This window comes from Streptomyces carpinensis, assembly GCF_002154505.1.
GTDB classification, from domain to species: Bacteria; Actinomycetota; Actinomycetes; order Streptomycetales; family Streptomycetaceae; genus Streptomyces; species Streptomyces carpinensis.
On record NZ_MUBM01000122.1, the window covers coordinates 15,764 to 28,842 of the forward strand.

The 13,079-nt window shown below is 73.8% G+C and carries 15 protein-coding genes and 1 other RNA gene; 5 read left to right on the forward strand and 11 right to left on the reverse strand.

All coding sequences use genetic code 11. The features are described 5' to 3' along the window. Nucleotides 1-17: 17 nt before the first annotated feature. The 4 genes from BZY54_RS17330 to BZY54_RS17345 all read right to left on the reverse strand — a co-directional run bounded on the left by BZY54_RS17330 (nt 18) and on the right by BZY54_RS17345 (nt 3,725). A complete protein-coding gene (locus tag BZY54_RS17330) occupies nt 18-650 on the reverse strand; it encodes a response regulator transcription factor (protein ID WP_086726114.1) in 633 nt (210 codons plus the stop codon). A gap of 61 nt (nt 651-711) precedes the next feature. Beyond that, complete coding sequence (locus BZY54_RS17335) at nt 712-2,043, reverse strand: sensor histidine kinase (protein ID WP_086726103.1); 1,332 nt, start codon at nt 2,041-2,043, stop codon at nt 712-714. 15 nt (nt 2,044-2,058) lie between these two features. Next, on the reverse strand, nt 2,059-2,778 hold the full coding sequence (locus BZY54_RS17340; RefSeq protein ID WP_086726115.1) for an ABC transporter permease: 720 nt from the start codon (nt 2,776-2,778) through the stop codon (nt 2,059-2,061). Nucleotides 2,779-2,786: 8 nt separating this feature from the next. Continuing rightward, nucleotides 2,787-3,725, reverse strand: a complete 939-nt coding sequence (locus BZY54_RS17345) for an ABC transporter ATP-binding protein (RefSeq protein ID WP_086726104.1) — start codon at nt 3,723-3,725, stop codon at nt 2,787-2,789. 251 nt (nt 3,726-3,976) lie between these two features. Between BZY54_RS17345 and BZY54_RS17350 the strand changes: the two genes are divergently transcribed. Then, the gene (locus BZY54_RS17350; RefSeq protein ID WP_086726105.1) at nt 3,977-4,837 is read left to right on the forward strand and encodes a MaoC/PaaZ C-terminal domain-containing protein; all 861 of its coding nucleotides are present in this window, start codon (nt 3,977-3,979) and stop codon (nt 4,835-4,837) included. Nucleotides 4,838-4,924: 87 nt separating this feature from the next. Here BZY54_RS17350 and BZY54_RS51665 read toward each other — a convergent pair whose 3' ends face one another. Further along, nucleotides 4,925-5,083, reverse strand: a complete 159-nt coding sequence (locus tag BZY54_RS51665) for a hypothetical protein (protein WP_086726106.1) — start codon at nt 5,081-5,083, stop codon at nt 4,925-4,927. A 104-nt stretch (nt 5,084-5,187) separates the two neighbouring features. Further along, on the reverse strand, nt 5,188-6,573 hold the full coding sequence (locus BZY54_RS17360; protein WP_086726107.1) for a hypothetical protein: 1,386 nt from the start codon (nt 6,571-6,573) through the stop codon (nt 5,188-5,190). Between the two features lie 197 nt (nt 6,574-6,770). On the opposite strand from BZY54_RS17360, the gene BZY54_RS17365 reads away from it, so the two are divergent. The 3 genes from BZY54_RS17365 to BZY54_RS17375 are packed head-to-tail and all read left to right on the forward strand — an operon-like array spanning nt 6,771 to nt 9,563. Continuing rightward, the gene (locus BZY54_RS17365) at nt 6,771-7,640 is read left to right on the forward strand and encodes a Nif3-like dinuclear metal center hexameric protein (RefSeq protein ID WP_086726108.1); all 870 of its coding nucleotides are present in this window, start codon (nt 6,771-6,773) and stop codon (nt 7,638-7,640) included. After that, nucleotides 7,637-8,380 carry a zinc ribbon domain-containing protein gene (locus tag BZY54_RS17370; protein ID WP_086726116.1) on the forward strand — a complete coding sequence of 248 codons (744 nt, stop codon included), beginning with the start codon at nt 7,637-7,639 and terminating at the stop codon, nt 8,378-8,380. Before BZY54_RS17365 ends, BZY54_RS17370 begins: the two co-directional genes overlap by 4 nt. A 10-nt stretch (nt 8,381-8,390) precedes the next feature. Further along, complete coding sequence (locus BZY54_RS17375) at nt 8,391-9,563, forward strand: bifunctional RNase H/acid phosphatase (RefSeq protein ID WP_086726109.1); 1,173 nt, start codon at nt 8,391-8,393, stop codon at nt 9,561-9,563. Here the strand turns inward: BZY54_RS17375 and eda are convergent. The 3 genes from eda to BZY54_RS17390 form a co-directional block, all read right to left on the reverse strand. Then, nucleotides 9,538-10,185, reverse strand: coding sequence for a bifunctional 4-hydroxy-2-oxoglutarate aldolase/2-dehydro-3-deoxy-phosphogluconate aldolase (gene eda / locus BZY54_RS17380; RefSeq protein WP_086726110.1), 648 nt, complete (start codon nt 10,183-10,185; stop codon nt 9,538-9,540). The two genes, BZY54_RS17375 and eda, sit on opposite strands and share 26 nt — an antisense overlap. Before the next feature lie 71 nt (nt 10,186-10,256). Beyond that, complete coding sequence (yaaA, locus tag BZY54_RS17385; RefSeq protein ID WP_086726111.1) at nt 10,257-11,066, reverse strand: peroxide stress protein YaaA; 810 nt, start codon at nt 11,064-11,066, stop codon at nt 10,257-10,259. Next, complete coding sequence (locus BZY54_RS17390) at nt 11,006-11,665, reverse strand: hypothetical protein (RefSeq protein WP_208640682.1); 660 nt, start codon at nt 11,663-11,665, stop codon at nt 11,006-11,008. The genes yaaA and BZY54_RS17390 overlap by 61 nt, the downstream gene beginning before the upstream one ends. Nucleotides 11,666-11,918: 253 nt before the next feature. On the opposite strand from BZY54_RS17390, the gene rnpB reads away from it, so the two are divergent. Further along, an RNA gene (gene rnpB, locus BZY54_RS17395) (RNase P RNA component class A) lies at nt 11,919-12,325 on the forward strand. A gap of 9 nt (nt 12,326-12,334) precedes the next feature. Here the strand turns inward: rnpB and BZY54_RS17400 are convergent. Together BZY54_RS17400 and BZY54_RS17405 are read right to left on the reverse strand one after the other, a co-directional pair. Next, nucleotides 12,335-12,721: a MazG-like family protein gene (locus BZY54_RS17400; protein ID WP_086726112.1), complete on the reverse strand. Its 387-nt coding sequence runs from the start codon at nt 12,719-12,721 to the stop codon at nt 12,335-12,337. Between the two features lie 55 nt (nt 12,722-12,776). Next, nucleotides 12,777-13,079 (reverse strand): DoxX family protein (locus BZY54_RS17405; protein ID WP_425276288.1); only part of this gene is annotated, 303 nt, incomplete at its 5' end.

Consider the following 13,079-nt stretch of genomic DNA (forward strand, 5'->3'; position numbering starts at 1 on the left):
CGGCGGGAGGGCCGCCCCTACAGCCAGCCCTGCTGCCGGGCCTCGCGCATGGCCTCCATCCGGTTGCGGGTGCCGGTCTTGCCGATCGCGGAGGAGAGGTAGTTGCGGACGGTGGACTCCGACAGGTGGAGCCTGCCCGCGATGTCGGCGACCGTAGCTCCGTCCACGGACGCCTCGAGGACGTCGCGCTCGCGGGCGGTGAGCGGATTCGGACCGGCGCTCAGGGCGGCCGCCGCGAGTGCCGGGTCGACCACCGTCTCGCCGCCGAGCACACGGCGGATCGCGGCGGCCAGTTCCTCCACCGGCCCGTCCTTGACCAGGAAACCGGCCGCGCCCGCCTCCATGGCCCGGCGCAGATAGCCGGGCCTGCCGAAGGTGGTCAGGATGAGCACCCGGCAGCCGGGCACCCGCGCGCGCAGCTCGGCGGCGGCGTCCAGGCCGCTCATGCCGGGCAGTTCGATGTCCAGCAGGGCCACGTCGGGGCGGTGGGCCAGGGCGGCGTCCAGGATCGCGTCACCCGTCGCGACCTGGGCGACGACCTCCATGTCCTCCTCCATGCCGAGCAGCAGGGCGAGCGCGCCCCGCATCATTCCCTGATCCTCGGCGAGCAGGACGCGGACGGACTCGGCGGGCCGGTGGTCGCGGGGCATCTCGTTCACGGCCCAAGGTTATTGAAGACCGCGCACAGTCGGCTTCCGGACGTCGGGCAGGTCACGACGCCTCTGGAGCCGTAGTGGCCGTAGCCGAGGCGGAGGCCGAAGCCGTGGCGGTGGCCGCCAGGGCCGCCGTCGCGAGCTCCTCCGAGTCCCGGGGGAGCTCCGCGGTGACCGCGAAGCCGCGCGGCGACGGGCCGGCCCGCAAGGAGCCGCCTGCCGTCGCGAGGCGCTCGGTCAGGCCCTTCAGACCGGTGCCGCCGATCCCCGCCACGGCCGGCTGGGCGGACGTGCCGTCGCCGTTGTCCGCGATCGTCAGGCGGACGCGTTCGGCCGCGCCGGCGACGGTGATCTCGCAGCGGTTCGCGCCGCTGTGCCGTACGGCGTTGGTGACCGCCTCGCGTACCACCCAGCCCAGCAGCGCCTCGGTCTGCGGAGTCAGCGGCGGACCCGAGCGGCGTACCACGGGCTCGATACCGGCCGCCGTCAGCGCCGAGCGGGCCCGGTCGAGCTCCGTGCTGAGGCTGCCCTCGCGGTAGCCGGTGACGGCCTCGCGGATCTCGGTCAGCGCCTGCCGGCCCACGGACTCGATGTCGGTGATCTGCGTCAGCGCCGCCCCCATGTCGCGGGGCGCCAGCCGGCGGGCCGCCTCCGACTTCACCACGATCACCGACAGGGTGTGGCCGAGCAGGTCGTGCAGGTCCCGGGAGAAGCGCAGGCGCTCCTCCTCCACCGCCCGGAGGGCCAGCTCCTCACGCGCCGCGCGCAGTTCGCGCACGGCCTCGCTCAGACTCAGGATCGCCGCCGTCACCATCGTCGACAGGAACGTGGCGTAGGCGATGTTGATCCCGTTCCAGCCGTCGTGGACGGCCGAGACCGCCCCGGCGAACGCGGCCAGCAGCAGCCCCGTCTTCCCCAGCCAGGGGCCACGCAGGACGGCGCCGGTCGCGAGCCCCAGCAGCGGGAAGAACAGCAGCCAGTTGTCGCCGTAGCCGAGGGCGAGGCCGGTGGTCACCAGACCCATCAGCAACAGCGCGACCCGCGTGGAGAGCGCCTCGCGCCGCTCCCTGTCGAAGGCGCGGAAGACGATGTAGATGTACAGCGAGTTGAAGGTGAGCAGGCCGGCGCCGCCGATCCACGGATCGGGCGTCTTGCCCTGGAGGATGTTCGACAGGGAGCCCAGCCCCATCAGCAGCCAGGGCAGCAGTGAGAAGCCGGTGGGCGGCGGGCCGGGGGTTTCCTCGCACTGCCTCCCGGCCCTGCGCGAGGCCTTCCACTCGGCCTTGAACTGCCCCTTGTTCTCCTTCCAGTGCCGCTGAGCCTCCCGCGCCTCCCCGACGGCCGCCTGCCACGAGTGAAGGTGACAGGAGAACTTGCGTGCCCAGCTCATGTTCCGATCCCCCGATCAGACGGTTCCCGCGTTGCGGCGGTACGACAGAACAGCGTACGAACCGAACGCCGGCAGCCAGACCGACAGCACGAGAATCGCACTCGCGGCCGGTGCGTGCCCCTGTGTGACCGACACCCCGAGCTGCGCGAACCGGTTCGTGGGCGTGTACGCGGACACCGAGCGCAGCCAGTGCGGGAAGAGGGCGACCGGGAACCACAGGCCGCCGAGCACCGCCAGCCCCAGGTTGCACACCATGTTCGCCACTCCCGCGGTCTGCGCGGTCAGGCCGTAGCCGTTGCCCAGCCCGAGCAGGGTGAACGGGATCGAGCCGAGCCACAGCAGCAGCGCCGTCAGCGCCCACTGCCACACTTCGAGCCGTACGCCGTTGACCAGCCCGCCCGCCAGCAGCACCACGCAGATCGCGGGCAGCACGGTCACCGAACCGGTCAGCGCCCGGCCCGCGACCACCCGGCGCGGGGTAATCGGGGTGACCCGCAGCTGCCGCAGCCAGCCGAGCGCCCGGTCCTCGGCGACCCCGCCGCCGGTGTTGAGCGCGGAGCCGACCGCGCCGTAGGCGGCCATGCCGACCATCGAGGCGGTCCGCCAGTCCGCGTCGTTGCTGTCGCCGATGTTGGTGAACAGCAGGTACATCATCACCGGCATCGCGATCCCGCCGATCACGAAGCCCGTGTCGCGCAGGGTGCGGCGCACCTCCAGGCGCAGGTAGTCCCACATGTCGCGCATCAGACCGTCTCCCGTTCGTGAGGGGCGCCGGTGAGCGCCAGGAACGCCTCGTCCAGCGAGGCCGGGGCGACCTGCAGGCCCCGTATCGCACCCAGCCCGGCCAGGGCGATCACGGTCGCGTCCGAGTCGTCGGTGCGCAGCCGCGCCCGGTCCCCGCGCACCTCCACCGACCGCACGCCCGGCAGCAGCTCCAGGCCCGCGGTGCCGCGCCCGGCCAGGTCGAAGGCGACCAGGCTGCCGCCGGCCGCGTGCCGCAGCTCCTCGCCGGTGCCGTCGGCGACGATCCGGCCGCGGTCCAGCACCAGGATCCGGTCGGCGTACGCGTCGGCCTCCTCCAGGTAGTGCGTGGAGAACAGCACCGTCCGGCCGCCGCGCGCGTAGGCCCGCATCGAGTCCCAGAAGGCGCGGCGCGCCTCCACGTCCAGGGCTGCCGTGGGCTCGTCCAGCACCAGCAGGGAGGGGTTCCCGGCGAGTGCCACCGCGAAGCGGACGCGCTGCGTCTGACCGCCGGAGAGCCGGTCCACCCGCCGCGCGGCCAGCTCGGTGATGCCGGCCAGGTCCAGGACCCGGGCCAGGGGCAGCGGATCGGGGTAGCGGCCGGCCACGAAGGCGACCAGCTCGCGGACCGTGAGCCGGGGCACCGCCCGCGCCTCCTGGAGCATGGCCCCGACCAGTCCGGCGCGCACCGCCTGCTCCGGCGGCGCGCCGAACAGCTCCACCGTGCCCGCGTCGGGCGCGTTGAGCCCCAGCAGCAGCGAGATCGCGGTCGACTTGCCGGCCCCGTTGCGGCCCAGGAGGGCGACGGTCTCGCCACGCTCGATCTCCAGGGTCACACCGTCGACGGCGCACACGTCGCCGAAGGTCTTGGCCGCCCCCGTGAAGGACACGGCACGCGGTGTCCGCGTCATGCCCGTCGGTCTCGTGCCTGTCTGTGTCATGGCTACGACGCTACGGAGCCGGAGGCGCCCCCGGCAGAGGCGCTTGTACGGACTCGGGCAGGACAAATGTCACGGGCGAGTGAACTGACGCTCCGTCACAAGCCTTCACAACCCACGGCCGCTGGGCTATACAGAGGGCCGCCGCGCTGGAACGCGTTCTACGGCGGACGGGTTCCTCGGCCCCGCGACGACCTCGGTGCGGCCATCGGCGCGGACGGCACGCGCCGGCGTCCCGACCCCTCAGGAGCCCCATGCCCATCGACGCAGCCAAGGCACTCGCCGCCGGCCCCCGCACCGGCGAGATCTCCTGGACCCCCAAGGACGTCCAGCTCTACCACCTCGGCCTCGGCGCGGGCGTGCCCGCCACCGACCCCGGCGAGCTGCGCTACACCCTGGAGTCCCGGCTGCACGTCCTGCCGAGCTTCGCCACCGTCGCCGGCGCGGGCTCGCCCGGCGTGATCAGCGGCCTGTCCATGCCCGGGGTCGACGTCGACCTCGCCCGCGTCCTGCACGGCGGCCAGAGCCTCGTGGTCCACCGGCCCATCCCCGTGCGGGGCACCGCCACGACCACCGACCGCATCGCCGCCGTGTACGACAAGGGCACGGCGGCCGTCCTCGTCATGCGCACCGAGGTCACCGACGCCGACGGCCCGCTGTGGACCGGCGAGGCCCGGATCTTCGTGCGGGGAGAGGGCGGCTGGGGCGGCGACCGCGGCCCCTCCGCCCGGGGCGAGGCGCCCACCGGCGCCCCGGTCCGCACCGTCGAGCGGCGGATCCGCGAGGACCAGGCCCTCCTGTACCGGCTCAGCGGCGACTGCAACCCGTTGCACGCCGACCCGGAGTTCGCCGAGGCAGCCGGGTTCGACCGGCCCGTCCTGCACGGCCTGTGCACCTACGGCATGACGCTCAAGGCGGTCGTCGACACGCTGCTCGGCGGCGACGTCACCCGCGTACGCTCCTACGCCACCCGCTTCGCCGGGGTGGTGTACCCGGGCGAGACCCTGCGCATTCGCATGTGGTGGCAGGAAGGCGGCAGGGTGCGGGTGGCGGTGAGCGCCGTCGAGCGGGCCGACGCACCGGTGCTGGCCGACACGGTCGTCGACCACTTCTGATCCCGCCCTCCCGGGTGGACGCGAAAGCGGCCCCGCCCTTCGTGGGAAGGGCGGGGCCGCTCGTCGCTCCCCGTACCGTGTGTGCCGTCAGGCCGCCACTTCGGTGTGCTCCTGGACCGGCTTGCGGTGCCGGCCACTGGGAGCCGTCTCGCCGTCGTGGGAGGAGACCGGGCCGCGGTGCTTGCCGTGTCCCTCGGTGTCGGGAGTCTCGGCGGTGTGCGGCTGGGTCGTGCTGGCGTCGCTCATCGGAACAATTCACCCCGTCAACATCATCTTTCGTACAGCCGGGCGAGTCTAACCGGCACACCTCGGGCGAAATCCAGGCGGCCACGCCAACCGGCACGACTTCGTTACCTGCTCGCCATGCGGCCTGTCAGCGCCGCCTGTTGCAGGGGTACGGGGCGGGCCGCGACGGGTGCCGGAGGTTCCGCTTCCGGGGCTTCGCCGTGCGGTGCCTCCGGCACCTCGTCCGTCGAGGAGGGCGGCGGAAGGAGCAGGGGGAGCGGCACCCGTGGGGGAGCCGAGGGCGGTGCCCACGGGGCCCCCTGCGCCGCGCCGGCCGCCGCCCGCGGGGCTGCCGGACCGGCTTCCTGAGGTGCGGTCCGGGCGGCCTCCTGAGGCGTGGGCCGGGCGGCCTCCCGAGGTGCGGGCAGGAGGGCCGCCTGCGGTGACTCCGGCTCTGGTGCCGGTGCCGTCCACCGCGCCACACCGCACGGCACCGCCGCCGTGGCGTACGGCAGCCGGAGCACGCCGTCCTCCGTCCACAGCCCGGTGCCCGCCAACCACCCCTCGGGCGCGGGAATGTGCCGTACCCGGCGCTCGGTGGGCCGCCACACGCCGATCCAGCTGCCGAACGGGCCCTGGCAGCGCAGCGCCACCGCGCAGTGCTCCGGTGTCAGCACCTGCCCCGGCTGGATCGCGAACGGGGTCATCACGCAGTCGGACTGCCGCAGGCACTCCGGGAACCGCACCGGCAGGGTGCTGCCGAGCACTCCCCAGCCGAGCCGTTCCCGCCCCGGCGAGGGCGCGTCCGAACCGATCAGCAGCAGCCCGCTGTCGGGGTCCGCGAGCAGCAGCCGGTCGTCGCTGCCGGGCGTGATCTGCAGCAGCGGCGACACTGTGCCCCCGCCGCTCAGGTCCACCACGACCGTCTTGGTGTGTCCGCCGGTCCGCCGGTCCAGGGCGAGCATCCCGCCGGCGCGGTCCAGCCAGACCCCGCCCGAGCAGTGGCCGGGCACCTCGGCCAGCAGCTCCGGCCCGAAGGGGCCGCCCGCCACCAGCCACACCGCCGAGGAACGCGATCCGGCGGCGAGGGCGTACGCCCGCTCGCCGCCCGGCGCCGGGGGCAGCAGCCGCAACCGGGTGCCGTCCGGGCACTCGACCGCGCCCACGGGCAGCTCACCGGTGCCCGGGCCGGTCGGGTAGAGCAGCGAGAAGGTGTGCCGGCCGGCCACCAGCCGCCGGATGAGGACCCGGCCGTCGGCCATCGGCTGCACCTCCGTGCCGGGCTCCTCGGGCTGGTTGCCGGGCAGCGGCACCGCGTACGGCTCGGGACCGTCCAGGGTCCAGCGCTCCGGGTACCACAAGTCCCCGCCGCGGGTGAGCCGTGCGGCGTAGGCGCCGTCCATCGTGATCGCGCAGCCCGGCGCACCGCCGTCCTCGCCGGCCGCCGACGGCGGTGGGGGACCCTCCTGCTCGTGTGCTGCCGAAGACCCCGAAGAGGCACAGACTGTCATCGTTCGCTCACCTCCTGTCAGGACGCTAGTTTTCGTACGCACAGACGGCGCAGCGGCGGGCGGGGGCTTCACCCGTACGGGTGGCCCAGGAACGATTCGCCCGAGGAAAGCGGAACGTTTGTGCTGGACGTGTGCGACCCCGGACGGCCCGGCGGCGGCGGTTCAGCCGCGGCGAACACCCAGGTAGCCTTGCACTCGTGCCCCGTCTGTCTGAAGTCATCGCCGCGCTGGAGAGTCTGTGGCCCGCCGAGCGGGCCGAGTCCTGGGACGCGGTCGGCACCGTCGTGGGCGACCCGGACCAGGAGGTCGGCCGGGTCCTGTTCGCCGTCGACCCGGTCCAGGAGATCGTCGACGAGGCGGTGAAGCTGGGCGCCGACCTGCTCGTCACCCACCACCCGCTCTACCTGCGCGGTACGACCACGGTGGCGGCCTCCACCTTCAAGGGCCGCGTGGTGCACACGCTGATCAGGAACGACATCGCCCTGCACGTGGCCCACACCAACGCCGACACCGCCGACCCGGGCGTGAGCGACGCGCTCGCCGGAGCGCTGGACCTCAGGGTCGTACGCCCCCTCGTACCGGACGCCACCGACCCCGAGGGCCGCCGGGGCCTCGGCCGCATCTGCGCACTCGACCACCCGCTGACCGTCCGCGAGCTCGCCGCCCGCGCCGCCCGGTGCCTGCCCGCCACCGCACAGGGCATCCGGGTGGCCGGGGACCCCGAGGCCGTGGTCCACACCGTGGCCGTCAGCGGCGGCTCCGGCGACAGCCTCTTCGAAGCCGTACGAGCCGCGGGCGTCGACGCCTTCCTCACCGCGGACCTGCGCCACCACCCGGCCTCCGAGTTCGTCGCGGACCGCGCCGCCCACAGCCCCCTCGCGCTGCTCGACGCGGCGCACTGGGCCACCGAGTGGCCCTGGTGCGAGCTGGCCGCCGCCCAGCTCGACGAGATCTCCGACCGGCACGGATGGGACCTGCGCGTCCACGTCTCCAAGACGGTCACCGACCCCTGGACCGCCCACGCGGCGTCCACCGCCACCGAACAACCCCTGGGAGCCCCCAACTGAACGCCGCGCCCGCCGACCAGATCCGACTCCTCGACGTCCAGGCCCTCGACGTCCGCCTGCAGCAGCTCGCGCACAAGCGGAAGTCCCTGCCGGAGCACGCCGAGATCGAGTCGCTGAGCAAGGACCTCACGCAGCTGCGCGACCTGCTCGTGGCCGCGCAGACCGAGGAGAGCGACTGCGCCCGCGAGCAGACCAAGGCCGAGCTGGACGTCGACCAGGTGCGCAAGCGCGCCGCCCGCGACCAGCAGCGCCTGGACTCCGGCTCGGTGACCTCTCCCAAGGACCTGTCCAACCTCCAGCACGAGATCGCCTCCCTCGCCAAGCGCCAGGGCGACCTGGAGGACGTCGTCCTGGAGGTCATGGAGCGCCGCGAGTCCGCGCAGGAACGGGTCGCCGAGCTGACCGAGCGCGTCGCCTCCGTCCAGGCGAAGGCCGACGACGCCACCGCCCGCCGCGACGCGGCCTTCGAGGAGCTCGACGGCGAGGCGGCATCCGTGACGAAGGAACGCGAGGTCGTCGCCGCCTCCGTCCCGGCGGACCTGCTCAAGCTGTACGACAGGCTGCGCGAGCAGCAGGGCGGCATCGGAGCGGCCAAGCTGTACCAGCGCACCTGCCAGGGCTGCCGCCAGGAGCTCGCCATCACCGAGCTGAACGAGATCCGCGCCGCCGCCCCCGACACGGTCGTGCGGTGCGAGAACTGCAGCCGGATCCTGGTGCGCACCGCCGAGTCCGGCCTGTAGAGGGGGGCGCGTGCGGGAGTTCATCGTCGAGGCCGACGGCGGGTCACGGGGCAACCCCGGACCCGCGGGCTTCGGAGCGGTCGTGCTCGACGCGGCGACGGGCCAGACCCTGACGGAGACCGCGCAGTACCTGGGCGTCGTCACCAACAACGTGGCCGAGTACCGCGGCCTGCTGGCCGGTCTGCTCGCCGCGCGGGCGCTGGACCCGACGGCGACCGTGCACGTCCGGATGGACTCCAAGCTCGTCGTCGAGCAGATGACGGGCCGCTGGAAGATCAAGCACCCCGATCTGAAGCCGCTGGCCACGCAGGCCGCCCGGGTGTTCCCGCCCGAGCGGGTGACGTACGAGTGGGTCCCGCGCGAGCGGAACAAGCTCGCCGACCGGCTGGCCAACGAGGCGATGGACGCGGGCGCCCGCGGCGAGCAGTGGTCGCCGTCGGCGTCCACGGCGGATCTGGAGACGGCCACGGACACCGCCTCCGCCGCTCCCCCCGTCGCCGACACAGACGCACGCGCCACGCGCACCGTCGCCACCCCCGGCTGGGCGCCCGCCGACCTCGGGGCGCCCGCCACCTTCGTGCTGTTGCGCCACGGTGAGACACCGCTGACCCCGCAGAAGCGGTTCTCGGGCAGCGGCGGCACCGACCCCTCCCTCTCCGCCGTCGGCCGGGAGCAGGCCGAGAGGGCCGCCGTGGCGCTCGCCCGGCGCGGCACGATCCAGGCCGTCGTCTCCTCTCCGCTCACCCGGACCCGTGAGACCGCCGCCATCGTGGCCGGGCGCCTCGGCCTGGACGTGACGGTCGACGACGGCCTGCGCGAGACCGACTTCGGCGCCTGGGAAGGACTCACCTTCGGCGAGGTGCGCGAGCGTTACCCGCACGACCTCGACGCCTGGCTGGCCTCCGCGGACGCGGCGCCCACCGGCGGCGGCGAGAGCTTCGCGGCCACCGCCACCCGGATCGCCGCCACCCGGGACAAGCTGGTCGCGGCCCACGCCGGCCGCACGGTCCTGCTCGTCACGCACGTCACGCCGATCAAGACGTTCGTCCGACTGGCCCTCGGTGCCCCGCCGGAGTCCCTGTTCCGCATGGAGCTGTCGGCGGCCTCGATGTCGGCGGTGGCGTACTACGCGGACGGCAACGCCAGCGTCCGCCTCCTCAACGACACGTCCCACCTGCGCTGAGCGCGGCGGCCTCCCGGGCCAGCCCTTCGATCCGGGCCCAGTCCCGCGCGGCCACCGCGTCCGCCGGGACCATCCAACTGCCGCCGACGCAGCCGACGTTGGGCAGAGCCAGGTAGTCGGGAGCCGTCTCCGGGCCGATTCCGCCCGTCGGGCAGAACCGGGCCTGCGGAAGCGGCCCGGCCAGGGACTTCAGATAACCGGTGCCGCCGGCCGCCTGCGCCGGGAAGAATTTCATCTCCCGCACCCCGCGCTCCAGCAGCGCCACGACCTCCGACGTGGTCGACACGCCCGGCAGGAACGGCACCCCGGAGGCCGCCATCGCCTCCAGCAACGCCTCCGTCCACCCCGGGCTGACCAGGAACCGCGCCCCGGCGGCCACGCACTGCGCCACCTGCCCCGGCGTGATCACGGTGCCGGCGCCGACCAGCGCGCCGGGCACCTCGGCGGCCATCGCCCGGATCGCCTCCAGCGCGGCGGAGGTCCGCAGCGTCACCTCGATCGCGGGCAGCCCCCCGGCCACCAGCGCGCGCGCGAGCGGTACGGCGTCGGAGGCGTCCTGAAGGACGACGACGGGCACGACGGGGGCGAGATCCAGCACGGAGGCGGGCAGAGCTGAGGACATGACCTCATCCTGCCGGTGCCGTGCAGCATGCGCAAAGCTCATTGCACATGCTGCAATGGCTTCGGCTCGGGTCAGTGGATCTCCGTCACCACCACGTCCAGGGCCCATGCCCTTCCCGCCTTCGCGGGCGGCTCCGCCTCGACCGCGTACCCGAGGTCGCGCAGCGCCTCCACCAGCTCGGCGGGGCCCTTCGGCGCGACCCCCTCGGTCAGCAGGCCGCGGACGATCCGTCCCTTCGTCGCCTTGTTGAAGTGGCTGACCACCGACCGCCTCTCCACGCCGTCCACGACCTGGGAGTGCAGCACGCGCACGGTCGCCGTACGCCCGGCGACCTCGCCCTTCGGCTTCCACGCCGCCGCGTACGCCGCGGACCGCAGGTCCAGCACCAGCCCCTCCCCGGCCACCTCCGGCAGCACCGAGGCCATCGGCGTGCGCCAGTGCGCGCCCAGCGCCCCGAGCCCGGGCAGCTTCACACCCATCGAGCACCGGTACGAGGGAATCCGGTCCGTCACCCGCACCGCACCCCACAGCCCCGAGAAGACCAGCAGCGAGCGCGCGGCCCGCCGCTTGGCCGCCGTGTCGAGGGAGGCCAGGCCGAGCGCGTCGTAGAGCACCCCGGTGTAGATCTCCCCGGCGGGCCGTGCACCCGCCGTGCGCAGGGCGGCGTTCTTGGCCACCTCGCCGCGCAGCCCCTCGCTGAGCCCGAGCACCTCGCGCGCCTTGTCGTTCTCGTCGGGGTCCCCCGCGCACAGGTCGACCAGCTCGCCGAGCACGGCCTCCCGGGCGGCGGACAGCCCCGGCAGCGACAGCGACTCCATCCTCAGCGGGGCGCCACGGCCTGCGGAAGCCTTGCCTTCGGACGGGGGCAGCAGCACAAGCACGGGGTCTCTCCTTCGGTAGCGCTCCGCGCCAGCGTACTGAGGGTGTGCGCCAGCCGTTCGGCGTCCTCCGCGTGGAAGCGGATCACGCGCACGGCCCGGCGCCGGCCGAGGAGGGTGACATGGGTGACGGGGGTGGTGAGTTCGAGGGTGAGCGAGGTCAGGGAGCGGACGGGGAGGTCCAGCTCACCGCCGGTGCGCTCATGCGTCGTCGTCCGCGTCGTCCGCGTCGTCCGCGTCTCCCGGCGTACGGACGCGATCGCCCCCAGCGGAACACTCAGGTCTGCATGGGCGGCCTGCCGGATGCGAAGGGTGTCCGCGGTCAGCAGGTGCGGGCGGAGGGCGCAGGCCGCGTGCCGGACGACGACGAAGACGATCGTGAGCACGCCGAGGGAGAGCATCACCGCGTGCGCGGCCGGCCAGTTCCGCAGCAGTACGGACATGGTCAGCGTCTGGATCACGCAGACGGACACCAGCCCGGCCGTGACCGGCCCCTGCCCGCGGGCGTATCCGAAGACCTGTGCCTGCCCGCCGCCGGTGCCGTGGGTGGGGCGGGCGGCCCGAGCGACGCCGACGGCCGCGGCGAGTTCTCCGATCCGCATGCGAGCAGTACAGACGTTGACGTCGCGTGAGGGTCAAGGCGGCGGTTCGCCGACTGACGGGGTGGTGGTCCTGTGCCACGGTCGAGCGAACGGTTCCCGATCTCTCGGACAGGTGATCTCGGGATGTCCCACTCGGGCGGGCGACCGAAGGAGGACATGACTGCCATGGCCCCTGAGCCGCTCACCACCGACTTCCTCCGACCTGGATGGACCGGGCGGTCGGCGCGCCCGGTACCATGGTCGACACGGCAGACGAGCCGGGCGGACGGCCGCGTGGAGTTCCCGCGAGGGGGCTTCCCGAGGAACGTCCGGGCTCCACAGGGCAGGGTGGTGGCTAACGGCCACCCGGGGTGACCCGCGGGAAAGTGCCACAGAAAGCAGACCGCCGAGGGCCTCGGCCCTCGGTAAGGGTGAAACGGTGGTGTAAGAGACCACCAGTGCCCAGGGTGACCTGGGCAGCTAGGTAAACCCCACCCGGAGCAAGGTCAAAAGGAGCCGCCGCAAGGCGCGCTCTGCGCGGACGTTCGAGGGCTGCCCGCCCGAGTCCGCGGGTGGACCGCACGAGGCCGGCGGCAACGCCGGTCCTAGATGGATGGCCGTCGCCCCGGGCTCCGCGAGGAACCCGGGGAACAGAACCCGGCGTACAGCCCGACTCGTCTGCCTTCCGGCTCACCGACCCGCGGCCCGTTCGGTTCCGAACCGTGCGCCCGGCCCGAGCGAGCGTTCCGTCACCCTCGTCAGGTGGCGGCCGAAGACCTCCCGGGCGTCCGGAGCGAGGGTGCGCAGGGCCACCAGGGCGGTGATCACCACGTCGCACAGTTCCGCCTCGACGTCCTCCCAGGTGTGGGTGGTGCCCTTGCGCGGGTTCTGGCCCGTCGCGCCGATCACCGCCTGGGCGGCCTCGCCGACCTCCTCGGACAGCTTGAGCATGCGCAGCAGCAGCGTCTGGTGGTCGTCGTGCACCTGATGCGCGTCCAGCCAGGACCACAGGGCGTCGACGGAGGACCACAGGTCGGCGGGCGGCGTCGGCGGGGCGGCGGTGTCTCGGTCGCTCATGGGGCGCAGCCTGCCATGGCCGCACCGGCGTGCGAATTGCGTTTCGCCGAGCGGGCTACTCCTCGAACAGGGTTTCCTGCTGCCCCTCCTTCTGGTGGCGCAGGTGCCTGACACGGGCGCCGATGACCAAGGCCGTCGCCGCGGCCGTCACCGCGAACGACGCCGGGACCATCCAGCCGCGGTTGACCGCGTGGCGGAGGGCGTGGTCCAAGGACAGGCGGCCGGGGCCGGAGACCGAGAGCCCGGCGGCCGTCAGGCCCAGGGAGACCGCGTACTCGTAGCCACCGCTCTGGGCGAAGAAGCCGTTCGGCGCGTGCACGGCCGCCGCCCCCGCCAACGCACCCGGCCGCCGCCGCCC